This is a genomic window from Sulfuricurvum sp., from assembly GCF_031427015.1.
Lineage (GTDB): Bacteria > Campylobacterota > Campylobacteria > Campylobacterales > Sulfurimonadaceae > Sulfuricurvum.
In genome coordinates this window covers 314147-339303 of record NZ_JASJOW010000003.1, presented here as the reverse complement: position 1 = coordinate 339303, position 25157 = coordinate 314147, and the positions used below count along the sequence as shown (strand labels likewise).

General features: G+C 45.1%; 28 protein-coding genes. 22 read left to right on the top strand and 6 right to left on the bottom strand.

Annotation, left to right across the window (positions count from 1 at the left end; translation table 11 throughout):
- The 22 genes from RMO68_RS06990 to RMO68_RS06885 all read left to right on the top strand — a co-directional run bounded on the left by RMO68_RS06990 (window position 1) and on the right by RMO68_RS06885 (window position 20992).
- Window positions 1-1413: an anthranilate synthase component I family protein gene (locus RMO68_RS06990; protein ID WP_310440011.1), complete on the top strand. Its 1413-nt coding sequence runs from the start codon at window positions 1-3 to the stop codon at window positions 1411-1413.
- Window positions 1410-2204 (top strand): shikimate dehydrogenase, encoded by a 795-nt coding sequence (locus RMO68_RS06985; RefSeq protein WP_310440010.1) that lies wholly within the window; start codon window positions 1410-1412, stop codon window positions 2202-2204. Before RMO68_RS06990 ends, RMO68_RS06985 begins: the two co-directional genes overlap by 4 nt.
- Entirely contained in the window at window positions 2201-2977 is a 777-nt protein-coding gene (locus RMO68_RS06980; RefSeq protein WP_310440009.1) for a TOBE domain-containing protein, read from the top strand. Before RMO68_RS06985 ends, RMO68_RS06980 begins: the two co-directional genes overlap by 4 nt.
- A 35-nt stretch (window positions 2978-3012) precedes the next feature.
- Complete coding sequence (locus RMO68_RS06975) at window positions 3013-3444, top strand: hypothetical protein (RefSeq protein WP_310440008.1); 432 nt, start codon at window positions 3013-3015, stop codon at window positions 3442-3444.
- Between the two features lie 286 nt (window positions 3445-3730).
- Window positions 3731-4147 (top strand): molybdopterin-binding protein, encoded by a 417-nt coding sequence (locus tag RMO68_RS06970; protein WP_310440007.1) that lies wholly within the window; start codon window positions 3731-3733, stop codon window positions 4145-4147.
- Between the two features lie 12 nt (window positions 4148-4159).
- Complete coding sequence (gene modA, locus RMO68_RS06965) at window positions 4160-4915, top strand: molybdate ABC transporter substrate-binding protein (RefSeq protein ID WP_310440006.1); 756 nt, start codon at window positions 4160-4162, stop codon at window positions 4913-4915.
- Window positions 4916-4988: 73 nt separating this feature from the next.
- Entirely contained in the window at window positions 4989-6398 is a 1410-nt protein-coding gene (locus RMO68_RS06960) for an OprD family outer membrane porin (RefSeq protein WP_310440005.1), read from the top strand.
- Between the two features lie 35 nt (window positions 6399-6433).
- Complete coding sequence (locus tag RMO68_RS06955) at window positions 6434-7015, top strand: globin (RefSeq protein ID WP_310440004.1); 582 nt, start codon at window positions 6434-6436, stop codon at window positions 7013-7015.
- A 1-nt stretch (window position 7016) separates the two neighbouring features.
- Entirely contained in the window at window positions 7017-7781 is a 765-nt protein-coding gene (locus tag RMO68_RS06950) for a TonB family protein (RefSeq protein ID WP_310440003.1), read from the top strand.
- A gap of 10 nt (window positions 7782-7791) precedes the next feature.
- Window positions 7792-8811: an ABC transporter substrate-binding protein gene (locus RMO68_RS06945; RefSeq protein WP_310440002.1), complete on the top strand. Its 1020-nt coding sequence runs from the start codon at window positions 7792-7794 to the stop codon at window positions 8809-8811.
- Window positions 8811-11054 (top strand): TonB-dependent receptor domain-containing protein, encoded by a 2244-nt coding sequence (locus tag RMO68_RS06940; RefSeq protein ID WP_310440001.1) that lies wholly within the window; start codon window positions 8811-8813, stop codon window positions 11052-11054. Before RMO68_RS06945 ends, RMO68_RS06940 begins: the two co-directional genes overlap by 1 nt.
- A 1-nt stretch (window position 11055) precedes the next feature.
- Window positions 11056-12075 carry an iron ABC transporter permease gene (locus RMO68_RS06935; RefSeq protein ID WP_310440000.1) on the top strand — a complete coding sequence of 340 codons (1020 nt, stop codon included), beginning with the start codon at window positions 11056-11058 and terminating at the stop codon, window positions 12073-12075.
- Complete coding sequence (locus RMO68_RS06930; protein WP_310439999.1) at window positions 12066-12857, top strand: ABC transporter ATP-binding protein; 792 nt, start codon at window positions 12066-12068, stop codon at window positions 12855-12857. The genes RMO68_RS06935 and RMO68_RS06930 overlap by 10 nt, the downstream gene beginning before the upstream one ends.
- Window positions 12854-13825, top strand: coding sequence for an ABC transporter substrate-binding protein (locus RMO68_RS06925; protein WP_310439998.1), 972 nt, complete (start codon window positions 12854-12856; stop codon window positions 13823-13825). The genes RMO68_RS06930 and RMO68_RS06925 overlap by 4 nt, the downstream gene beginning before the upstream one ends.
- A 40-nt stretch (window positions 13826-13865) precedes the next feature.
- A complete protein-coding gene (locus RMO68_RS06920; RefSeq protein ID WP_310439997.1) occupies window positions 13866-14873 on the top strand; it encodes an LLM class flavin-dependent oxidoreductase in 1008 nt (335 codons plus the stop codon).
- A 15-nt stretch (window positions 14874-14888) separates the two neighbouring features.
- Window positions 14889-16856: a TonB-dependent receptor gene (locus RMO68_RS06915; protein ID WP_310439996.1), complete on the top strand. Its 1968-nt coding sequence runs from the start codon at window positions 14889-14891 to the stop codon at window positions 16854-16856.
- Window positions 16857-16942: 86 nt separating this feature from the next.
- Complete coding sequence (locus tag RMO68_RS06910) at window positions 16943-17737, top strand: class I SAM-dependent methyltransferase (protein ID WP_310439995.1); 795 nt, start codon at window positions 16943-16945, stop codon at window positions 17735-17737.
- Window positions 17734-18582 (top strand): ModD protein, encoded by an 849-nt coding sequence (modD, locus tag RMO68_RS06905; RefSeq protein WP_310439994.1) that lies wholly within the window; start codon window positions 17734-17736, stop codon window positions 18580-18582. The genes RMO68_RS06910 and modD overlap by 4 nt, the downstream gene beginning before the upstream one ends.
- Window positions 18579-18974, top strand: coding sequence for a hypothetical protein (locus tag RMO68_RS06900; RefSeq protein ID WP_310439993.1), 396 nt, complete (start codon window positions 18579-18581; stop codon window positions 18972-18974). Before modD ends, RMO68_RS06900 begins: the two co-directional genes overlap by 4 nt.
- Window positions 18964-19638: a molybdate ABC transporter permease subunit gene (gene modB / locus RMO68_RS06895; RefSeq protein WP_310439992.1), complete on the top strand. Its 675-nt coding sequence runs from the start codon at window positions 18964-18966 to the stop codon at window positions 19636-19638. Before RMO68_RS06900 ends, modB begins: the two co-directional genes overlap by 11 nt.
- Window positions 19635-20510 carry an ATP-binding cassette domain-containing protein gene (locus tag RMO68_RS06890; protein ID WP_310439991.1) on the top strand — a complete coding sequence of 292 codons (876 nt, stop codon included), beginning with the start codon at window positions 19635-19637 and terminating at the stop codon, window positions 20508-20510. Before modB ends, RMO68_RS06890 begins: the two co-directional genes overlap by 4 nt.
- A gap of 8 nt (window positions 20511-20518) precedes the next feature.
- On the top strand, window positions 20519-20992 hold the full coding sequence (locus tag RMO68_RS06885; RefSeq protein WP_310439990.1) for a peptidylprolyl isomerase: 474 nt from the start codon (window positions 20519-20521) through the stop codon (window positions 20990-20992).
- 4 nt (window positions 20993-20996) lie between these two features.
- Here RMO68_RS06885 and RMO68_RS06880 read toward each other — a convergent pair whose 3' ends face one another.
- The 6 genes from RMO68_RS06880 to RMO68_RS06855 form a co-directional block, all read right to left on the bottom strand.
- Window positions 20997-21638, bottom strand: a complete 642-nt coding sequence (locus tag RMO68_RS06880) for a DUF3530 family protein (protein WP_310439989.1) — start codon at window positions 21636-21638, stop codon at window positions 20997-20999.
- A 68-nt stretch (window positions 21639-21706) separates the two neighbouring features.
- The gene (locus tag RMO68_RS06875) at window positions 21707-22696 is read right to left on the bottom strand and encodes a tRNA-dihydrouridine synthase (protein ID WP_310439988.1); all 990 of its coding nucleotides are present in this window, start codon (window positions 22694-22696) and stop codon (window positions 21707-21709) included.
- A gap of 48 nt (window positions 22697-22744) precedes the next feature.
- Window positions 22745-23767, bottom strand: a complete 1023-nt coding sequence (locus tag RMO68_RS06870) for a hypothetical protein (protein ID WP_310439987.1) — start codon at window positions 23765-23767, stop codon at window positions 22745-22747.
- A gap of 12 nt (window positions 23768-23779) precedes the next feature.
- Entirely contained in the window at window positions 23780-24133 is a 354-nt protein-coding gene (gene dksA / locus RMO68_RS06865; RefSeq protein ID WP_015653385.1) for an RNA polymerase-binding protein DksA, read from the bottom strand.
- Window positions 24134-24142: 9 nt separating this feature from the next.
- Window positions 24143-24601 (bottom strand): 23S rRNA (pseudouridine(1915)-N(3))-methyltransferase RlmH, encoded by a 459-nt coding sequence (locus RMO68_RS06860; protein ID WP_310439986.1) that lies wholly within the window; start codon window positions 24599-24601, stop codon window positions 24143-24145.
- The gene (locus RMO68_RS06855; RefSeq protein WP_310439985.1) at window positions 24598-25155 is read right to left on the bottom strand and encodes a thiamine phosphate synthase; all 558 of its coding nucleotides are present in this window, start codon (window positions 25153-25155) and stop codon (window positions 24598-24600) included. The genes RMO68_RS06860 and RMO68_RS06855 overlap by 4 nt, the downstream gene beginning before the upstream one ends.
- Window positions 25156-25157: the final 2 nt, after the last annotated feature.

Sequence of the window (25157 nt, the reverse complement as noted above, 5' to 3'; positions counted from 1 at the left end):
GTGATCACTTCACGCCATTTTTCTCTCGATCAATTTGCCCCTATCGCCGTCTACGAAAAGGCCAAAAGCCTTTTTTCTCACGAAGTCAGTTTTTTATTTGAGAGCGCCGGAAACAGTGAAGGCAACTACACTATTATCGTTATCGGTGCCCGAGAACGTCTCCTCTACAAAGACAAAATCACAACTTATATTAATGCAGAAGCCCAAAGTCAACAGCTAAGCGTTTCACCGTTCGAATTTTTAAAAGAGTATTATGCCCACCTCGATCAAAAAGCCTATCGTGAGCGCGCGCGTGAGTTGGGTGTCGGGTATATCGACGGATTTATCGGCTATATCGGATACGATATGGTGCAGGTTTTCGAACCTACTCTCGAAGAGTCTATGAATTCGCTCATCGATCAGACCAATATTCCCGATATGGATCTCATCCTCCCGAAACTCACCCTCGTCGTCTCTCATAAAAATGCAAGCATTACGATGCTCAGTTGTATCGAGTCCATAAAAGGGCGTTTTGAAGAGATAGAGAGCTTTTTAAAGTCTCCTTATCACTATACTCCTCTAAAACCGATACGTGAAGATAAAGGGGGAGAATTTATCTTTTCAAAAGAGAAATTTTTCTCAATGGTGGACGAGTCAAAAAAAATGATCCTCAGCGGCGATGTGTTTCAAATCCTAATGACAAACCGCTATATCCGTCATGCTGAAGTGGATCCTTTTAGTTTTTACCGTATTTTAAGACTTAAAAACCCCTCTCCGTATATGTATCTGATGGAATATGAGGATTTCAGCATCGTCGGAAGTTCACCGGAGGTGATGGTACGCCTGAGTGATGGCGACATCTTACTCCGACCGATTGCCGGAACCCGTAAACGCGGCGGTACCAAGCAACGTGATTTGGAACTCGAAGAGGAACTTCTCTCCGATCCAAAAGAGCTCTCCGAACATCTTATGCTCATCGATTTAGGGCGCAACGATGTCGGTCGTGTTGCTAAAACGGGAACGGTAAAAGTCGAAGAGATGATGCACGTCGAGCGCTATTCGCACGTTATGCATATCGTCTCCGACGTCCACGCTCAAATTTCCGAGGATAAAGATATGTTCGACCTCCTCGCCGCAACGTTTACCGCAGGGACGATGACGGGTGCTCCGAAAATACGCGCCATGGATTTGATCGCTCAATTTGAAGGGGTTAAACGGGGCTTTTACAGCGGAACTATCGGCTATTTCGGCTTTGATGGCAATATGGACAGTGCCATAACTATCCGCACCGCCCTTATTAAGCCCGATACCGTTATTTTACAAGCGGGGGCAGGAGTCGTTGCCGATTCGGTGCATGAACTCGAATACCTCGAAGTGACCAATAAACTCGGTGCACTTATGAGTACATTGGATGATTTGGTCTCCCCCAAATGAAACTCTTTAGTATCTTCGGTGATCCTGTAAGCCATTCACGCTCACCGCTGATGCACAACAGTGTTTTTAAATGCCTCGATCTAAATGCTTGTTATACCCGTACTCATCTCACTGAGGGATCGCAACTTCGTGACGTTTTTTTTGCGAAAGCCCTTAGCGGTGCCAATGTCACGGTACCGCATAAAGAAGCCGCGTACGCACAATGCGATGAAGTACGCGGAATCGCTAAAACGATCCAAGCCGTCAACACCCTCGTTTTAGAAAATGGTAAACTTATCGGTTACAACACCGATGCAGAGGGTTTTATGCGTGCGATAGAATCTTTTGGAGCTCTCCGTAACGCTCTTATTCTCGGTGCGGGTGGAACAGCGCGCGCCCTCTCTATCGCGCTGCGTCAAGGATCAATTACGCCGACCATTCTTAACCGCTCACAAGGACGTCTGGAGTATTTTAAAAATGAGGGGATTGAATCCTACATCTGGGATAATTTCACCCCTACGCCGTATGATTTGATTATCAATACGACTTCGGCAGGTTTATCGGATGATGAGCTTCCTCTCGAAAAATCACTCCTAATGACACTCTTATCACAGACCAAAGGGGCTATTGATGTCATTTACGGCAAAGAAACCCCTTTTTTACGCGAAGTTAAAGCCACTGCCCTCCCCTATAAAGACGGTTCGGATATGCTTTTGGCGCAAGGGGTACTCGCCAATCACCTCTTTTTAAACGGTGCATATCCTCTCAGTGTCATCGAACCGCCTATGAAAGCGAGTTTTAGCCTCTCATGAAAATCGACGGACGTTTCTGGCTTACGAAAGAGGGACAAAGCTTCTTGGGTGCAGGTCGTATTGAGCTGTTGGAGCGAATCGATAAAATCGGTTCAATCCATGCCGCCGCAAAAGAGATGAAAATGTCCTATAAAGCGGCGTGGGAGAGAATCAATAGCATGAATCTCCTTGCCGATCAGCCTCTCATCGAGCGTACTACCGGAGGCAAAGGGGGCGGAGGGACGAAACTCACCCCTTATGCTCGCGAACTCATTGCCACCTTTCACCGTTTTAACGAACTCCACCGCCAGTTTATCGACCGTTTTGCCGAAGCGGGAAATGATCCCGAACGTCTCGCCCGCATCCTCAGCCGAACGTTTCTCACCACCAGTGCGCGTAATCAGCTCCCTGCCACCCTCCTCTCTATTGAGGAACAAGGACTAAACGCTCTCCTCACCCTCTCATTGACGGGTAGCCATACAATCCAATCCGTTATTACCCTAAAATCAGTTCGAAACATGGGGTTGAGCGTCGGATGCGACCTCTACGCCATCATCAAATCAAGCGATGTCACTATCGTTACGACTCCCCCTAAGGGTAGTGAGCCTCTAAACTGCCTCAAAGGGACGATCAGCCGTATCGAATCGCAGGATGAAACGGATGAGATTAGCTTTGCACTTGATCTCTTTACCGAGCTTATCGCCCTGATGAATCCCAAAGATACCAAAAAGCTCTCCGAGGGGATGAACGCCTACGCCCTCATCTCTCCGAAACATATAATTATTGGGTTGTGAATCCAACCGAGACTGCGGAATCGAGGTGAATGATTATGCCTATTAAAATACCAACGTACGAAGATTTTTATAATTATAACGGACTTCATTGCCATAGACTTTGGGAAGAATTAGATGATGGATGGATATGTCCATCTTGCAAACGAAGCAAATATCAAATAATGCGATGGGCAAAAAGAAACCCAAAATCACCAAGTGCTTTTTATGACTGGGTAGCTTGTCTACATAGGCATCATGATCATGCACAAGGTATTATGAATACAAACAAAGGACGTTTTTCAGAAACCATCATTTGTGATCAGTGTAATTCCGCTGATGGAGTTGCAAAGCGAAAACTTAATCTTCCAAAGAATTTTTCATTTTCTCCAGAAGAAATAAGTTTTTTTGTTATTGCCATACCGCATGGAAAGCATAAAGTTGATACAGCAATAGCAAAAATAATATATGATTCAATTTCTCAGAATTAATTTCTTATTCCAATGTATTCGAATAATACTATCCCCATTCGTGGTGAGCCTGTCGTATCATGAACGTCCACCCTTCGACTAGCTCAGGGCGAACGGAACATCACTCTTGATTTGTTTCCATAATAACACTTTTTTATCACTCCCTACAAAAACTTTAAGCCTTTTTCTCTATAATTTCGTTATATCCTACAAAGCATAACGAAATTGTCGCATTTTCTTGCGAACCGTTTTTGCACTGTAGAGTTTGTGTTTATCGTTATATCAAAAAAGAAATAAAGGAAAGCAAATGTTAACCTCTGCTAGAAATACTCTTTATGGAACCGTCGATTCGGTGGTGACCGGTGCGGTCAATTCCGAACTCGTACTCTCACTCGGAAATGAAAAAATCGTCGCTACCCTAACCAATGAGTCGGTTAAACACCTCGAGATCGCCATAGGAAGCAGTGCCTATGCTCTCATCAAATCAAGTTCAATCATTTTGGCGAAGACTAAACCGTTACGTATCAGCGCACGTAATGTCCTCCCTGCTACCGTAAGCGATGTCATCAAAGGTGCCGTCAATTCCGAAATTAAAATGACAATCGGGAATACAACGCTCACCTCAATTATTACCAATGAATCGTGCGAAGAACTGATGATGAAAAAAGGGGATGATGTCTACGCGATTTTCAAAGCCTCAAGTGTTATCATCGGTATGTTATAAAAAGGAGCCTCTATGAATCTGTTAAAACTCATCCTCACCTCTCTTGCCTTTGCTTCGGCATTAGCGGCTCAAACGATCACGGTTGCCGCCGCGGCTAATATGAAATATGCGGTGAGTGATATCGCAAAAGAATTTACCAAAGAATCGGGAATCGGTGTCAAAATCATCACCGGAGCATCCGGTAAACTGACTCAACAGATTATGAGCGGTGCTCCGTATGATGCATTTTTGTCTGCGGATGTCGAGTATCCTGCCAAACTGGCACTTGGGGGATACACCACAACCCCTGCTCAGGTGTACGCCTATGGAACATTGATCCTCTGGAGTGATACGGGTGCCGATCTCTCAAAAGGGGTTGCCATCGTCGCTGATCCATCCGTCAAAAAGATCGCCCTTGCTAATCCTAAAACAGCACCGTACGGTATCGAAGCGATGAATGCGATGAAATACTACAAAGTCGCTGACGATGCAGCGGGTAAAATCATTACGGCTGAATCAATTTCGCAAGTGGGTGCCTACGTCACGACCAAAGCGGTCGATGTAGGGTTTATGGCCAAATCGATTGTCCTTAGCCCAGAGATGAAAAACGTAGGAAAATGGGTAGAGGTAGACGACAAAGCCTACAATACCATCGATCAGGCAATGGTTGGGCTCAAAAACGGTTCACCTGCCAATCAGATCGCCGCTAAAAAATTCCTCCGATTTATGTCCTCTCCCAAAGCATTAGAAATTTTAAAAGCAAGCGGTTACGGCTTGCCGAAAAAATAATAACTTAGCCTCAATAGAGGCTAGTGGAATTTGTCCACTTACCGTTATATCAAAATATAAATAAGGATAGATTATGAGAAAACTGAGTATAGCAACGGCACTCATTTTAGGGACGGCAGTATTTGCAACAGCTGCAGATGATTTAGTAGGTGCATTCAAAGAAGGGAAATTCGACGGACGTTTACGAATGCAGTATTTCAATACCATTTGGGACGATAACAGCGCTGCTACCGGTAAAGGTACCGCTAACGGAACCGGTATGGCCGTCGGTGGAAGTTTGATCTATAAAACGGCTCCATTGTATGGTTTTAGTGTCGGTACCGGACTTTATACAACCCAAAATTTGGGAGGTATTACCGGTGCTAATGACGGTGCAGGTGCTACAACGTCAGCTGACCTTTTTTCACGTGATTCTCACTATGAGGGGACAACTAAAGTGACCGATACCTACGGTACAGGATACGCGATTTTAGCCCAATCCTATTTGGAATACGGTATTCAAAAGAGTAAAGTCAAAGCAGGTCGAATGTTAATGACCAATCCTTGGATTACCCCTAATGATACGAAAATGATTCCGATCGCTATCGAAGGTGCGCAAGCTATCTCAAACGATTTGCCAAATACGACGATGCAACTTGATTATGCGGATAAAATCAAAGAGCGGGGTATGACCTATTTCGGAAATATGGCCGATGGTTTGGATGTACCTAACGCGATTCGTAAAAACTACGATACCCACTACAATGCCACTTCAGCTGAGAAAAATGACGATGCACCCGGAGTCATGATCGTCGGGATTAAAAATAAATCCATAGACGGATTAGAGCTTCAAGTGTGGGGAATGCATTGGAATGATCTTGTAGATCAAGCTATTATTGAGGCCAATTATGCCCTCGAAGCGGGTGATGTAATCCTCGGATTCGGAGGTCGCTATATCCAACAATATGATAAAGGGGCAGGTAATTTAATCCTTCCGTTGAGTAATAACGGCGATAACGATAACAGCATCGATACCTCTTTGTGGGCATTAAAAGTAAGCGCCGATTATCGTGCGGCTAAAGTGTTGCTTGCAATGTCCGACACCAGTGCCGATGGGGATATGATTGCACCATGGCGCGGATTTTCTACGGGTGATTATACACGCAGTAAAACCGTTACGGATTGGAATGCCAATACACGGTCGTATAAAGCACTACTGAATTATGATTTCGATGCCATGGTTTCAGGGATAAGTACTATTGTCAGTTATTCATTTTATGACCGTGACCCAAGTAAAACCCCTTATGCTTCGGCTACTAATAGAGGATTTCAAAACGGTGACACCCGTCAGTGGAATCTTGATGTGATTTATAACCTTGCAGGAAATTTTAAAGGGACAGAATTAAAAGTCCGTTTGATGGATCAAAACAACGACACGACACAGGCATACCCTAAAGATACCTCCAATCAAGAGATGCGTCTCGAAGCGAACTATCGTTTTTAAATGAACACAAAATTGCAAGCCATAAAGGAGATTCCATGACGTTTTTTACAACTTCTGAAGGAAAACCCGTCTCAATGTTTAGTGCGTGCAGTACAAAACCGTTTCAGAGTGCTACTGAATTACAATACATCGGTGAGGCCAAGATCGATTTTGTCTATCCCGAAGTGCCGTTTCCTAGAATATATCTCTATCGCGCATGGGGAGAAGAGAACATTCGTAAGATGGTACATTATCATCACCGACTATTACGAAAAAGTGCTATCGGAGATCTCTTCCCAAGAAATGATGCCATGTTTGCATTTGCAACGGAAAAAACGGCAGACTTCTTTGTGGAAGCCCTCGGCGGAGAAAAGCTCTATACTCCGGTACATGGTCATCCAGCTCTTCGAATGCGCCATTTTCATATCACCATCGATGAAAAAGGTCGTGAAATTTGGCTGATGCTGTACAAAAAAACGCTCCAAGACCTCGCTATGCCACCAGAATGTATCGAAGAGTTTTGGAACTGGATTGAGCCTCTCTCCATTCGGATGATTAATCGACGTACAACCGTTTCTGCAATAGAACGTTACCCCTATTCGTCCGTATTTCACCAGAATAAAATTGAGGGTAACTGAGATGTATTTTTTAAACCCTACCGTTATATCTAAAAAGATACATAAAGAAAATCATTTTACAAAAAGTAAGTCATTCGCCGCATCTTTTGGGGTTCATGCTTCCCTTTTGGCTGCCGTAACGTATCTTACCTCAAGCCATCCGATCCCACTTCCGCAATCCGAACACAGCGTAGTGATTTCCTTAGCACAATTGGATTCGGCATCCGGCGATATCAATCGTTTAGAATCATTATCCAAAGATACCCTCCTTCCCACCGCAAAAAGAGACCCTCTAAAGGTAAAAAAAACTCCATTATCTCCTACGACTAAGACATCTTTGGAGAGACCGTTACCAACTCCTTCGGTCTCTCCAGAGGCGTCAGCGCCCCTAGCTCATGCTGCAACGTCGGCTTCGACTCCGCCGAATACAAGCATTGATTCTCCTCTAGCAACACCTTCTGCACCTTTACACGAATTACCAAAACCTTCTATTACAGGAAATGAACTCGGCGGTGCGGCGTTGGGGCATATACGAGCTATGATCGAAAATGCTATCACCTACCCCTCAATCGCTCGGAAATTGCGACTGGAGGGTGTGGTATTGGTAAGCTTTGTCCTCAAACCCGACGGTACCGTTGAAACCGCCCACGTCAAATCAACCAGCGGCAGTAATCTGCTCGATACCAAAGCAATCCAGACGATTCTCAGCCTCAGTGGTGATTACCCGGCATTGGGTAAAACCTTTGAATTGAGTATCCCTATCGCATTTACTTTACATAAATCCTAAAGGAGCCACTATGAATCTTTTACTGAATGCATTCCTTATAATGTTCATCAGTTTAACGCTAAACGCTAAAACCCTGAACGATATCGATGGAAAAACGGTTACTCTCCCCGATCAGACCGATCGTGTTTTCGGTTCTTCTCCGCCGATGAACTATCTCCTCTATACCCTGAATCCCGACAAAATGATCGGACTCAATTTCAAAGCAAAAAATGGCAATAACAGTGCAGATGAGATATTTTTGAGTAAAAAGTTTCTCTCACTCCCACTCATCGGATCATTTCACGGTGGAGGACAGAATATCAATCTTGAAACTCTGATGGCGTATAAACCCCAACTGGTATTGGTATGGCAAGACGATATGTTGGTTCAGACCGTAGCGAAAGAGATCGAAAAAACGAAAATACCCTCTTTTATGATTCCGTTTCGTGAGATCAGCGATATGTCCCGCGCATTTCGTCTCGCGGGCAATGCCATCGGTGAATCCAAACGGGGGGAAGTTCTCGCATCCTACTCTCAAAAGATTATCAGCGAAGTTCATAAAAATGTCTCAAAAGCTAAACCGATCCGTTATTACTATGCTGAAGGGATTGATGGTCTCTCTACCGAATGTGATAAGTCGTTTCATGTCGAAGCGATGAATTTTGCTGGCGGTGAAAATGTCCATAAATGTCAACAAAGCGGGATATTGGGACTAGAGAAAATCAGCTTTGAAACGCTTCTAAATTACAACCCTGAGGTCATTATCGTACAGAATCGCTCAGTCTACAACGACCTCATCAACGATCCGATGTGGCAAAATCTCCGTGCCGTGAAAACAGATCGGATACATCTCGTTCCCGTACAACCCTTTAACTGGATTGACCGACCGCCCTCATTTATGCGGGTTATCGGAATTCAGTGGTTGGCACAGCTCTTCCACCCCAAAGAGTATAAGGTCAATCTTCCTCAACGAACCAAAGAATTTTATGATCTTTTCTTACACGTCAAGCTAAACGACCAACAAACGAAAAACCTACTAGGAGCCCAATAATGAAACCATCCGTTCTTATCCTCTCTCTTGCTGCGTGTGCAGTTCTCGCCGCTGATCCTCTCGGGATTGAGCGTATCGTCGTCAATGACCTCATCGATGATGGCGATACCATGATTGCCGATTCCAATCTCAGCGGTTCCAATCAGACGTTCGGAGTTAAAAGCATCGCTACCCTCTCTACTCAGGCGAACATGAACCCCTATAGCGTTATCGCCTACTCACCCTCGGTTAATTTTACCCCTGTCGATCAGGCAGGTTCAAACGAACCCTCCTACCACGATCCGATCCGTATTCGCGGAAAAAGCCAATCAGGCCCCGGCGGAGTCTATATGATTGACGGAATGCCGATTTCCAGTAATCCCGGTGGCGGCAAACAGCTTATGGATATGGAGAACGTCAGCTCCATCGATCTGCTCAAAGGGTATCTCCCTATCGATAAAAATCTCGGCTTTTCCAGCTTGATCGGTAAAGTCGATATGAATCTCCTATCCGCCCGTTCTAAATCGGGAGCTGAAGTATCGCAAAGCTTCGGAAGTGATGATTTTATGCGCTCCTTTGTCCGCTTCGATTCAGGTAAACTCGGTGATGTCGCCGTATTCGGTTCATTTTCATACCTTACCAATGATAAAACAAAAGGGGATGGTGACCTTAAACGGCTTAACGGTACCCTCGGGCTTACCTATACACCAAATAATGCATTTAAAGCCAAAATCACCGCTATTCGCAATTCAGACGACCACCACAACTACTATAACCTCTCTTTTGCTGAAGCAAGTGATTTAGGGGCGAATTTCAACAAAGATTTTGCGACCGCGAAACCGACCGCTTCCAATGATGTCAACTACTACGACTGGAATAAACAAAATTTTGATACTACTGCGCTCATGGGAGAAATTGAGTATAAGCCGACATCGAATGATACGATCACGATCAAACCCTATTATAAAAAAGACAAAGGAGACTACTGGTATTCCAACGTCAGTAGCGATGGCAATACCAGTAAAAACCGCGTCATTAATTGGCAAATAGACCACGATCTCTATGGAGCTACTGCCGCATATGAGCACACCTTCTCCGAAGCACTCAAAACCAAGATCGGATACTGGTATCACAAACAGCTCCCTCCCGGGCCTCCAAGCGATCAGGAAAAATACAAAGTTGTCAACGGCGCTTTAGTATTTGACGGATACAGCGTCCTCGCCGACAATGATTATCATGTTTTACAAGCCCCGTTTGCACAGGTTAGCGGTACACTCAGTAACTTTAACTACGTAGCAGGGGTTCAATATCAATCCTTTAAAATCGGCTCCCTCCAAAGCCATACCGCGAGCAGCAGTGCCGCAACCAGCTCTGATTATGATGCCGCCATCGCCGCAACCGCAGTGGATCCTTGGGCAAGCGTCGATGCTAAAACATTCTATACCTATATCCCTTCTCTCTATTTAGGATACAGTCTCTCACCCTCAACCGCCCTTTATCTCGATTACTCGCGTACGTACGGATTTGATGTTAATCTCTTTCCGACTTATGTCTCCAACCGAGCCAATTTCGTGAGCAAAAACGTCACCCTCCAGCAGTTGTGGGATAAGCTTGATCTCGAACTCTCCGATAACATCGATGTAGGCGTTAAAACAACGGTAGGCTCTCTTACCCTCAATCCGAGTCTGTTCGTCTCCTTCGTCCAAAACAAACAAGCCAATATCTATGATCCCACGTATGGGGTTAGCTACCCCGCCAATATCGGCGATGCGCTCGGCTACGGAGCGGAATTTTCAGCCTATGGCCCAATCAGCGAACAACTCGAAGTTCTACTCGCGCTCTCTTATAACCGCTACAGTTTTACCCAAAACTTCCAAAGCGGCGCGGCTACCACGGTCGATACCGACGGTAAACAACTCCCAGATGCACCGAAATATATGGCGAAAGCCGCCCTCTCCTACCACGTAGGGGATTGGACGCTCACCCCTAGCGCACGCTACACTTCCAGTCGCTACGGAGATGTTCAAAATACCCAAAAAATCGATGACTATACTTTGGTAGATTTTGATATAGCTTACCGTATGGCACAGTTTATGGGTTCACGCAATGCCCTGTTCCGACTTACCGCGACCAATCTAACGGATGAGAAATACATCGCGACGATCAACGCCACCGATAATTTCTTGGCTGCCTCAACTACGGCAAGTACGTACCAAACCGGAGCTCCTCTCGGAGTTTACGGCAGTTTAAACCTAAAGTTCTAAGATGCTGAACATCAAGAGTTTCGGCATCGTTTCAGTATCGCTTGCACTACTCCTACTGATCACTATCGTATCGCTCCTTTGGGGGCAGTACCCTATCGATTTTCCTACCTTTATGGGGTACATTGAGTTCAAGCTGCTCGGAGGAGCAGAAAACGATACCTATACGCTCCTCGATAATATCATTTTGCAGATCCGTTTACCGCGCGTACTCCTTGCTATCTTGATCGGTGCATCGTTAGCCGTTTCGGGAGCGGCGTTTCAGGCTATGTTCGTGAATCCTCTCGTCTCACCCGGTATTCTAGGTGTCCTCGCCGGTGCATCCTTCGGTGCGGCGCTGGGGATGCTCCTATCGGAACAATGGTATGTTGTCCAAGCACTTGCTTTTCTTTTCGGATTTGTCGCCGTCGGTGTAGCCGTATTAATAGGGGGGATGGTGAGTAACTCGCGTTCCACCATCATGCTCGTTCTCGGCGGTGTCATCAGCGGTTCGCTCTTTACCGCGCTGCTCTCTGTTATTAAATACGTTGCCGATCCCTACAGCACCCTCCCCGCCATCGTTTATTGGCTGATGGGAAGTTTGACAATGGGTGATTTACACGGTGTATTACTCGTCAGCATTCCAATGATTTTGAGTATATTGGGGATGATTGCCCTCTCTAAATACTTCGACCTTCTCAGTCTCGGAGATGAAGAGGCCAAAGCATTGGGCGTCAACGTTCCCCTGATCCGGTTTCTCGCCATTCTCCTCGCGACATTAGCCAGTTCCCTCTCCGTCGTCATGGCAGGGATGATCGGATGGGTCGGACTGATTATCCCCCATATCATCCGTATGGCGGTGGGGCCGTCGCATCGATTACTGATCCCCCTCTCCGCGATTGTAGGGGCTATCTTTTTGTTATTGGCGGACACGATCTCCCGATTGGCACTCAGCGTCGAAATCCCTATCGGGATCCTCACCTCTCTCATCGGTATCCCCGTCTTTATTATCGTACTAAAAAATGCGAGGGCAGCATGGAACTAAAGAATATTATTACCGTTAACGATCTCCACTTTTCCTACCCCAAACATTCTGTTTTGAATGGAATTGTTTTTAACCTTAACCGTGGCGAGGTTGTAAGCTTGCTCGGACCGAACGGATGCGGAAAAAGTACACTTATTCGCCTCATCCTAAAACTGATTCAGCCTCATCAGGGGGAGATATGGCTGGAGAATAAAACACTGCACCGCTATTCCCACCGTGAAATTGCAAAGCATATCGCCTATATCCCCCAATACAATAATGTCCCTTTCAACTATTCCGTATTGGAGATGGTAATGATGGGAAGGGTTGCAAAACACGGATTTTTCGCTTCCCCCTCCGCGAAAGATGCAGAAGTTGCGCACGAATCACTCCGACGTATCGGGATTGATGACCTCGCATCACGTCCGTTCGGTCATCTCAGCGGCGGACAAAAACAGATGGTACTTCTCGCCCGAGCCCTCACCCAAGAGGTCAATACTTTTATCATGGATGAACCCGTATCGGGTCTGGATTACGGCAACCAAATCCGCCTGCTTGAACTCATCTCAGATTTGGCAAATCAAGGCTACACCTTTCTCAAAACGACCCATTATCCCGATCACGCCCTCATGGTCTCCAGTCGTGTCGTCGTGATGAACGAAGGTCGTATTATCGCGAACGGCCTCCCCGAAGAGGTTATTACCTCGAATAGGATCCGTGAAGTATACGGCATTGAAGCCGACCTCATCACCCATAATACCCGTACATGGTGTATCCCCTCACCTACAAAAGGAATCCGATGAAAACTCTCCTAATACTTGTTATCGTATTGCTTATTAACGGACATGCGCGAACGATCACCGACGATTATGGAAGAGTCGTCACTGTTCCGGAGAAGATCACTAAAATCTATGCCGCTTCACCGCCTCTGACGATGAGTCTTCTCGCGTTTGATTCCACTCTCGTCGCAGGGCTCAATTCTCCGCTTAGACCTGATCAAAAGCCCTACGTCGGTATTGCCGCATCACGTCCGGTGGTAGGAGGATATTTCGGTCAGGGAAATACCCCGAATTTCGAAATCTTGGCTTCGCTCAAACCCGATGTGATCCTTATGTGGGGCAAAGCTACGGGAGCCGAAACCCACCTCAATAAATTCAGTGCGCTCGGTATCCCCGTACTAATGGTGCGTAATGAATCGATTAACGACCTTGTAGGGCAATTCGACCTTCTTGGAAGACTCACCGGCAATACGAAACGTTCCACTGAACTTATCGCCTATACTCGTGAAACACTGGGACTGATTAAATCGCTTCAGAGCAAAGTCAATGCCCGCAAAGAGATACGCTATTACTTCGCAGAAGGGTTAGATGGGATGTCGAGCGAATGCGAAGGATCGTTTCATCTTGAACCTTTTACCTACGCCGGAGCTAAAAATGCTATCGACTGTAAAAGTTCCTCGAACTACGGTATGGAGAAGATCCCTATGGAAACCATCCTTCTCTCTAATCCCGATGTTATTATTGCCATGGAAAAAAGCTTTGCTGATAGTATTGCAACCAATCCGAAATGGAAATCACTCCGCGCAATCCACTCAGGGAAAATTCTAATAGTACCGACAGTACCGTTTAACTATATCAGCCGTCCTCCCTCCTTTATGCGACTGATGGGAATTCGCTGGCTCATTCATGTATTTTACCCCGATTTAATCGCCCCGGTAGATCAGGAAAAAAAACGGTTTGAAAAGCTATTTTTCCCTGCCTATCGTGGATAAAAGAGTTTTTTAGTTATCGTTATATCAAAAAGGATATAAAATGAAAATAGGATTATTTTGCCTGAGTGAAAATTACTCCGGTGATATTCAAGAGTGTATTATGGAACAGCTCCGTCTCGTCGAACTAGCGGATCAACTCGGATTTGATGAAGCATGGTTCGGCGAACATCATTTCAACAATTTCAGCGTCATTCCCGATCCTGCTCTAATGATCGCTTATGCTGCCGCACGTACCGGATGTATCCGACTGGGAACGGCAGGTTTCCTCGCCCCGTTTTACCATCCTGTCCGTCTGGCTGAGAGTATCGCCATGCTCGATAACCTCACAAGAGGACGGGTCAATGCAGGCTTTGCCAAAGGGGGATTTGCCCCCGATACCCGCCATTTCGTACGTTCTAGAGAAGAGTTAAGAACCGTTATGTTTGAGACGGTAGAAGCCGTCGATCTGCTACTTCATGGAAAACCGACTACGTATCACGGAGAATTTGTTCAAATCGATCAAGCGCTTATAACACCTCTCCCTATCCAAGATGAAATCCCTTTTTATGTAGCCACCTTCTCCTCGGAAGAGAGCATCGCATTTGCCGCACAAAAGGGATATGGCTTACTAATGTCTCAAGGGGCGACACTTCATGAATGCGTCGAAGCTAATAATTTCTACCGCTCCATTGCAGGACACGATCCTGAAATGGTACTCATGCGGGTTTTTTACGTTGCTTCAACGACTACGGAAGCACACCACGGCGCTATCCCCGGAATCGATCATTTTGTTAAATGTATGCGTGCCGTTCAAGCAGAGCAATCTCAACCTCATTTTGACCAGGAAAATTATTCCCTCTTACTTCGTGAGCGTGAAGCTTTCTTCGACGGTCAAAAATTTTTCGACAACGGCATCATCGGAACCTCCTCCGAGTGTCTTGAGAGTATTAAAATCATCCAAAAGGAGCTTCCAAACGTCCATCTTGTTCTTAAACCCTCATCTGCCGATTCACTACAGAATCGCGAAATGCTCTGTGTCTTCAATACACAGATTAGACCCTACATTTAAACTTAAGGAAAAAACATGAAGAAACACGTATTACTTCTATCGCTGGCTGCTTCAGCGGTACTGGCCGATACTTTTACGTTGGGACAAATCAATGTTCTTGATACTCCAATCAATGAAAATCCATTTGAACAAACCATGAGTTCAGAAACTATTGAACAACAAAACAGTGAAACAGTAGCTGATGCTTTAGATAATATCAGCGGTATCAGTTTAGGGATGATGGGAGCCCGTAACGAAACTACCGTAAGTATTCGCGGACATGATGCGAAACGTGTCGGAGTCTTTATTGACGGTATCCCCGTCTATGTCCCGTATGATGGAAATTTCGACTATGACCGTTTTCTTACCAGCGATATAGCCCAAATCGACGTTGCCAAAGGGTACTCGTCCATCGCCTACGGTGCCAATACAATGGGAGGTGTCATCAATATCATCTCCAAACGTCCTACTAAAGCACTTGAAGGTGAAATGAAAGCCGGTATGGTGTTGGACAGTGACGGCGATCTCTCTCGCCGCATTGCATCCATCAATGTCGGTACACGTCAAGATCACCTCTACGCACAACTCGGAGCCGTTTATAGCGATCAAAATCATTTTCGTCTTAGTGATGACTACACACCCTCAGCATCACAACCGGAAGGGAATCGTTTACGCTCTGAAGCAGAAGATTACAAAGTAAGTTTTAAAACAGGATACATTGCCGATGATGGTAGTGAAATAGCTATCGGGTATTCCAATCAAAACGGACAAAAGCAACAACCACCTAGTACAAATGGTGCATATAACACAGTACGATACTGGGATTGGCCGTATTGGGACAAAGAATCGTTATTTATAACAGGACAAAAAAACTTTGGAAACAGCTACCTCAAAGCACTCGCCTATTATGACAACTTCCAAAATTCGCTATACAACTACAACAATGCAAATTATCAAACCTTCACCGGTGGTGCAAGCTTTAAATCCAGATACGATGATTACAGTGCCGGAGCACGTCTTGAATACGGTGTCGAATGGGATAAGCATTTTCTCACTACTGCCGCAAATTATAAAAAGGACGGACATAAAGGGTATGATATTAGCAAAACAACGGATGCGGAAACGATGAGTGAGAACTATGAAGACCATACGATTTCATTAGGTATCGAAGATACCTACACCCTCAATTCACAGTGGCAAATTCTTGGTGGAGTAAGTTACGATCGTCGTGAAGCCGATAAAATATATGACACCAATACCGCTTATCTCAATATGCTCGCACTCGAAACCCAAAGTGCGTATAACCCGCAAGCAGCATTAATTTTTTCACCGGATACAACCTCAAAAATTCGTGCCAGTATCTCCCAAAAAACCTATATGCCGTCTATGAAAGATCGCTACTCGCGCAGACTCGGAACGTCGGTTCCCAACCCAGAACTCGAAAATGAAGTTGCTACCCATTATGAGCTAAGCTATCAAAAACAACTTGGATCCGTTTCTGCACGCCTTAACGGTTACTTTACCAGAGTCGATGATGCTATCCAAAGCGTTACACATGTAGCGACGGGATTACAACAAAATCAAAATGTCGGTAGTTTTGATCACCGTGGTATTGAAGCAGAGTTAAACTATAAATCAGACTTTCTAGAGGCAGGTGGAAATTACGCTTATGTTAATGTGAAAAACAAAACCAATGAGAGTATTAAACGTACCGATGTCCCTAGACATCAGATATTTGCCTACGCTCAAACTGAACTCGGCTCAGGAATTTCACTTTATGGAGATATGAAATTCCGTAAAGGAGCGTATGACCAGATTACAGACAGTTCTTATGTTATCAGTTCAACCTTTACAACGTTTGATCTCAAAATGGCATACAAAGTCTCCACGGCCATTTCAGCAGAAATAGGTGTAAAAAATCTGACGGATAAACTCATTCAATATGATTTAGGATTTCCTGTAGCAGGACGAGAGTTCTTTACAAATATAGGCTATAAATTTTAATCTATTATTTATCTCCCCGCAGGGGAGGTAATAGAGCAAATCGTTAAATCAATTATGATACAATTTAATACTTTTGAAGGATACCCATGTTTTTAGAACCGATCAATTTTCCTGCGATGTACCGCGAGCATAAAGCTACTACCGATTTCAAAGGTAAAACGAGCAGTGATTGGGATGAAAAGTCCGCCGATATGGCGGCATCCGTCATTAACAGCCCCTATGTGGAAGATTTTATCTCTCGAATGAATCTCATCGGTGGTGAAGTGGTCCTCGATATCGGATGCGGGCCGGGAACGTTGGCAATTCCCTTGGCTAAACGGGTCAAAGAGGTAATTGCCATCGACTTCTCCGCGCAGATGCTCGAGGAGTTAAAAGCCTATGCCGCGCGCGAGGGTGTTACTAATATTAAAACATATCATATCGGATGGGACGATGATTGGAGTGGACTGCCTCAAGCTGACATCGTTGTCGCGTCACGCTCCATGGAAGTTTCCGATGTCGAAGCCGCCCTCACTAAAATGTCCGCACACGCGGCTAAAGCATGCTATCTCACCTACAAAGTGGGGGGAAGTTTCGTCGATATGAACATACTCGATTACATCGGTAAAAAAGTGAAAACCAAACCCGACTACTGGTACATCCCGATCATCCTCTACTCACACGGTTACCTCCCTCGCGTCGATTACATCGAAACGGGTCGAGGAAGCGTCCGTGCAAATTCGGAGGATGAGTTTGTCGAATCGCTGATTTGGAGCGTCCACACCTTGGACGAAGAGCAACAGCACAAAGCGCGTCAATACTACCGTGAGATCGTTATAGCCCAAAACCGCCCTCCTCGTGCCGTTAACTGGGCATTTATCGGATGGGAGACATCAAAATGATTACCCTTAACGATTCTGAGCTTGAAGCCTTGCTAGGTGAAGATGTCCCCTACGGCGATCTAACAACCGCATCATTAGGAATCACCGATCAACGCGCCCGTATCACCTTCTCTACCCGTGAGCGCCCTCTCGTCACGGCGTGCATGGAAGAAGCGGTACGTCTGTGCGGACTGTACGGATTAGAAATCGACGGTTTTGTTAAATCGGGAACTTTGGTTCCGCCCAAAAGTGTCTTTCTTGAAGCACACGGTGAAGCGGGTAATATCCACCGTATCTGGAAATCGGTTCAAAACCTCCTCGATTATGCAAGCGGAATCGCTACCTATACCCGTGAAGCGGTGTTATTAGCTCGAAGTATCAATCCTGATATAGTGGTTGCCACTACCCGAAAAACAACCCCGTTTACGAAAAAAATCGCGATCAAAGCGGTTGAATCGGGAGGTGGTGTCGCACATCGTTTGGGACTCTCTGAATCTATCCTCGTATTTGAGTATCATCGGGTATTTTTCCCGCATGATGAAGCATTTGCGGAAGTGCTAAACCGTGCCAAAAAATCTAATCCTGAGAAAAAAATTGTAATGGAAGCCGAAGATATCGCCCAAGCATTAAAATTTGCTCTCCTAGGAGCTGACATCCTCCAACTCGAAAAATTTTCCCTCAGCAAGCTCTCCGATGCTGTCCGTATCCTCCGCACCGATTATCCCCATATCACCCTCATCGCCACGGGGGGAATCAGTGCTAAAAACATTGCCGAATACGCGGCTACGGGAGTCGATATGATCGTCACCTCATCGCCCTACAACGCACAACCTGCCGATATAAAAGTGAGAATTGAACCGTTATGAACATCCTCCCTGCCACCCTAACAGCCATCACCGCCTCCGAGCACCTCAGCATCCTCACCGTCGCCGTAGGGGAAGATAACTTTCACCTCCTCCTCGCCGAACAGTGCCATGATGAGATCGGGACACCGCTCACACTAGCTTTCAAAGAGACCGAAGTGATCCTCTCAAAAGAACTCTCCTCAAGTACGGCCAATGTACATCGTGCAACCGTGCAAAAGATTGAGCAAGGTCTAGTCCTCTCCCAAATCACCCTCGCCTATCATGAGATGAACCTCGTTGCGTTAGTCCCTACACTAACGTTTAATACCCTCACGATACGTAATGACGATGAAGTGTGCTGGATGGTACAACCCTCTGAAATATCACTCCTGCGAGGTCACGATGGAATCTGAATTTTTAAGCACAATGGCGCTCACATTTAAACTCGCCGCCATCACCACTGTAATACTTTTAGCCATCGGAATCCCCCTTGCGTCATTTTTAGTCTTCTCCAAAATGCGGTTTAAAAGTATCATTGAAACCATCGTTAGTATGCCCCTCGTCTTGCCTCCTTCGGTATTGGGGTTTTATCTCCTCCTTGCATTTAGCCCTGCCTCCGCACTCGGGAGCTTTTTAACCGAGCACGGACTCCGTTTGGCCTTCAGTTTCGAGGGATTGGTGATCGGCTCCGTCCTCTTTAGCCTCCCGTTTATGGTGCACCCGATCCAATCCGCACTCTCCCAAGTTCCCCTCTCGATCTTTGAAGCTTCCTATACCCTCGGTAAATCGAAAGTGGAGACGATGGTGCGGGTTATCCTCCCCACCATCCGTCACGGTCTTATCTCAGGTATCGTCCTTGCGTTCGCCCACACCGTCGGCGAGTTTGGGGTAATATTGATGATCGGGGGAAATATCCCCGATGAAACGCGCGTCGCATCCATCGCCATCTACGACGAAGTCGAGTCGCTCAACTATGCCTTAGCGCATCAATATGCCCTCACCCTCTTTGTCGTGACGTTTGCGATATTGCTCATCGTCTATACCCTCAATAAAAAATCACTCGGAGGGATTCGATGATAGCAGTTAATATTACCAAACGTCTCAATACCGCTGAGGGGCCCTTAGAAGCCGTTTATGAGTTGAATATTAACGATGGGGAGTTCCTTACCCTTTTCGGCTCTTCGGGGGCGGGAAAAACAACCCTGCTACGTCTTATCGCAGGGCTAGAGCAGCCCAACAGCGGTAGAATAGAAGTAGACGGTGAAGTATGGTTTGACTCGGAAAAAAAGATTAATCTTCCGCCACAGCGCCGAAGCATCGGATTTGTTTTCCAAGACTACGCCCTCTTCCCGAGTATGAGCGTTCGGGAGAACCTCCTTTTTGCGGCCGAGAATACTGAACAACGCAAAGGTGTCGATGAACTGATCGAACTTGTTGAACTCTCCCAGCTTGCAGAGCGCCGTCCCGATACCCTCTCGGGAGGACAAAGACAACGTGTTGCACTTGCCCGTGCATTGGTACGTCGTCCGAAGATTTTACTTCTTGATGAACCGCTCTCAGCCCTCGATCCCGCGATGCGTACGAAATTGCAAAACGAACTCGCCCTTATTCACTCCCGCTTAGGGGTGACAACCTTGCTTGTGAGCCACGATATTGCCGAAACGGTAAAACTCTCCGACCGTCTCGCATCGGTAGTATCGGGACGGATAGAACGCGTATGTCCACCGATGGAGTTTTTCAGTCCGCAAACCCTCAGCGGTAAACTTCAGCTTATCGGTGAGGTGCTCAAAATCGAAGAAGATTTCCCTGCTGTGATTGTTACACTGCTTGTCGGCGCTTCCATCGTCCGCACAGTTCTAAGCGCAAGCGAAGCTTCAGAGCTGAGAATGGGAGAACACGCTATAATCTCGACCAAAGCATTCAACCCTATTCTTATTCCACTCCCCTAAGGAACCACATGACCATCACAAAAGACTGTATCGTCACCCTCGATTATCATATCAATGACACAGAAGGAAATCTTCTCCATGAAGAGGAAGAATCACTTGTGTATCTCCACGGTAATTACGGTCACATTTTCCCAACCGTAGAAAAAGCATTAGAAGGGAAAAGCATCGGAGAAGCTTTTAAAATCGAGCTATCCGCCGACAAAGCATTCGGGATCTATGACCCTTCGTTAGTGGTCACAGAAGCACTGAGTGAACTGCCGTTAGAAGTAAGTGTCGGAATGGAATTGGACGGATATTTCGAAGAGGATTCTGAGGATGTCATCATCTATACCGTCACCGAAATCGACGGCGATCATGCGACACTCGATGGAAATCATCCTCTCGCAGGGATGGATCTCGTTTTCGAGGGGACGGTTTTAGATATTCATGAAGCAACCCCCGAAGAGATCAAAGAGGTATTAGAGTTTCATCATCACCATTGATAACTTAGGGTGCCAACCACCCTTCGATCTCTTCAATAACAAACTCCATTGACCCGTCTAAAACATGGTTAGCACCTTCGACACCGTATTGTCGGTAATGTTCCCCGATAAGCGGTAAACGTAGTGTGGCAAAACTTTCATCTTCACCATTGTCTCTGCCCCAGATATCTAATGTTTTGATCTTTATTTTCGGCATATTATCGGTACACGAAATCAGTTTACTCTTATTCCCTCGACACCCGATTGCAATATACCCTTTGATCGGTGCATTTGGATGAGAGACCAAATAGCTACTCATCATCCCTGCACCCAAAGAATGTCCCATCAAATAAATCGTTTTTACCCCTTTACTCTGTAAAAAAGCGATTGATTGATCGATCATGGCATCGACTTTTGTCTGTTCCTTCTCATAATCTTCATATACTTCATATTGATTGGGCATTTGTAACGATAAAGTGTGAAACCCCAAATCTTTATTGAGGGCTAACCGTAAAGGTTTTACTACTTTAAAATCAGGATCCATCCCTTTACCGTGCGCCAAAATGATTCCCTGATCGATTTGCCCTTGCAAAAAGAGTGCCTTATCCGGCATCGATGCGGAGAATACATAGAGGGGAATTAAGCTCAAGAGTAGCAACAAACGCATAGGGTATCCTTCTAATTTTAGATAAGCATACTTAAATTACGTAAATTTTATATAAAAGAAATATTTGATTAACACTCGCACTTCATATCGGAAGCTTTGAATCCTTCACTGATCTGTCGATGGGTGAGAAAAAATTCATCAACCACAGCGCGGAAGTGGACGGGATCATCGATACGGTTGACGAGATCACGCAATGCCGATGCCCCTTCATACCCTTTTGAATAGGTATGAACGTGCTTACGGAACGTCACCACACCGCGAGCCCCGTAACAACTCACCATACCGTCCAAATGCTCCATTATGATTGCATGTTTAACCATCAAATCGACCGTAGCACTGCCGGTTTTGAGCTGATGGAAAATCCACGGTGCGCCCACCGCTCCGCGACCGATCATAACACCGTCCGCTTTCGTATGCTCCAGTACCCATTGCGCCTTCTCAAAAGAGTCAATATCACCGTTGGCAATCACAGGAATACCGATAGCGGCTTTGATCTCTCCGATAGCGTCATAATCGACGGGAGCTTTAAATTTCCCCGCACGGGTGCGCCCGTGAACGGCAAGGAAATCGGCACCGCATGATTCGACGAGCTTGGCAATCTCGATATGGTTTTTCGACTCAAATCCCAAACGAATTTTGACGCTGAGGGTTGATTTGTTGGAACTCTTTTTGATCATCTCGATAATGCGTGCCATACGGGGTAAATCGTTGAGAAGTGCGCTTCCCGATCCGTGACAAACGATTTTAGGGACGGGGCATCCGCAATTAAGATCGATAATATCGATGTCATCTACGCTATTGAGTACTTCCACGGCGCGGCGAACTATATCTTCTTCTGCTCCGGCAATTTGAACCGAATAGGGATCTTCATTGGGGCTTTTCTCCAACATACGAATCGTTTTAGCTGAACCGTATGCGAGGGCATTGGAGCTAATCATCTCACTCACCGTCAAATCGGCACCGAATTTTTTAACGACATTGCGAAACGGCAGATCGGTGTATCCGGCCAATGGGGCGAGAGCATATACTGGATTTGTGAAATCAAGTTTGGGAGTCATAAAAAATACCTTGGAAGAGGAAAGGTAGCAAAGCTACCTTTTAATTACTTAGCAACTACGGCGTAGGAAAATAGCAATATCATAGTGTTTATTAGCACGTTTAAGATCACGGTACGCTTTGAAGATTTGATAATCATTATGGGCAGTATTGTTTAGTATCTCATTAGCCGTATCGATCATTTGCAAATCATAAAGAGTGTATAAATACCCTTCCATCGCATCGTCGTTATTTTCACTCAACATTTCAAATAAACGGATGCGTTGTTCAGGAAGCATGTTTTTAGACATAGCCGCAGAGAGATCAATCCAATCGTTTACGTCCATTTTGACGGCACTAATAAGTGCAACCAAATCTTCATTCGAAATTTGGATTCCGTTTTCACTTGCATTGACACGTTGCACGAAATCGTGCAAAGAAGCTTTTGTAAAAAGATGTTTAAACTTCATAATTGATCCGACCGATGCCGTTTTGACATACGATTCATACGCTTTGGCACAAACAATTTCACCATAGCTCTCAGGACGGGAAAGGATACTGTCGGCATCAATCTCACCGCGTTCAAAACGGTTGAGATTATTTTGGATCATAATTGAGGTAGTGGTTGCCAAATGGAATTTTTTAATATCTACTTTTTTCTTCTCTTTGACATTTCGCATCAATTCAAGAGCTTCATCGATTTTTTCATTCCCGATAATGCGAAGTGTCTCATAAGGTAAGATAAGAGCATTGTCGATCAATTTGCCCATAAGCTTATAGGCATCACTTTTATAAACGTAATTACGTTCATGAACGCCTAATAATGAATCACGAAGCGCATCGATCATCTTTTCATGATCTTTATTCAAACGGCGAAGTTTGAAGTTACCGACCAATGCATAAACACCCATATGCAACAAACTGGCAAAATACATAATAATGAGAGGAACAACTACCCAAAACGCAACCGGTAAGTTTGGAAAATGCATCCCTAACAGATCGAATGAAATCGATTCGTTATCGATTGAATATACCGCCGCAGCGACTAAAATCATTAAAATCAGTGATGCGATGCTATAGCGTTTTAGTTGCATTTTCTCTCCCTTTTAGTGTTTGTTTTTTTCAACAATTGGACGACACACGATGCAATATTTTGCATGCGGTTTAACTTTCAAACGCTGAAAACCGATATCATCTTCACACATTTCACAAATACCGTATTGTTTCGATTTGATTTTATAAAGAGCCGCTTCGATCTCTTCTAGCTCATGCATCTGTTGTGAACCGATAGCATTTTCAACCATATTATCATTGCTGGCAGATGCGTAATCACCTTCATCATTGAGTTCCATCTCACGTAATTGATTCATTTCGCTCTCAACGCCGGTAAGATTTTTGATAATCTGAGCTTTTCGCGTCAGCAATATCTCCTCGAAATACTGCAACTCATGGTCTCTCATCAATGCTCCTCATTTGTGATACGGATGGTTTGCTAACAGTGAATAGGCGCGGTAGATTTGCTCTAGCAATACCGCTTTTGCGATTTTGTGGCTCATGGTCATCTCGGAAAGACTTATTGCCACATCACATTGGTCTACAAAACTCTTTTCAAAGCCGTAGGCTCCACCTATAAAAAATTGCAACGAAATTTTATCACTTATAAGCTTACTAAATGCAAAACTATCCATTTTTTTTCCCTCAGGATGCAATGCAATTGAATAATTTTTACCTAGCATAGGGGAAAGTAGCTTTGAATACGCTGCTTGTGAGGCCTCAGCACTGATTGTGTGAGCTTTTACAATCTCTTTGGGAAAGAGTTCTATATCTTCACATTTTGCAAAACGGGAGATCATTTTCATCTGCTCTTGATAAAGAGGATCGTAAAGAGAACGCTCTTTTTTCGCAATCGAAATAATCGAAATGTTCACAGTAGCCCACTGCCAATGACACGGTACGTGATGTGTTGAAACTCATCATCGAGTTTTACCCCTCCGATAGCGGCAACAGGGTGTTTGGAGTGTGATGCGATCTCATCGAGATGTTTTCCTAACACTTTGGCATCCGATTTCGTCGAAGTAGCACGATAAGCTCCCAAGCCGATATAGTTAATATTCAAATGGTTAGCAATCGTAATCTCTTCAATATTATGGGTAGAGAGACCGATAATTTTATCTTCGCCGATCGCCATTTTTAAAATTTTGATCGCACGTGAGGGATCACGATCAATCGCATATAGATCTTCTTGACCGATATGAACACCGTCACAAAACTGCGCCAGCTCATAATGATCGTTAACGATCAAAAAACCTTCCCATACTTGTCGTAATGCAATCAAATCGGCTTTAATAGTAGCAATATCAGAGTGTTTATTGCGGTATTGAAGTACCTGAGCACCTAATGATTTAGCCTGCTTTGCAAAAGAGAGGATATCTATCCCCTTTTGACGAAGCGTATCAATGTCACAAAGGGCGTAAAGCTGCATAT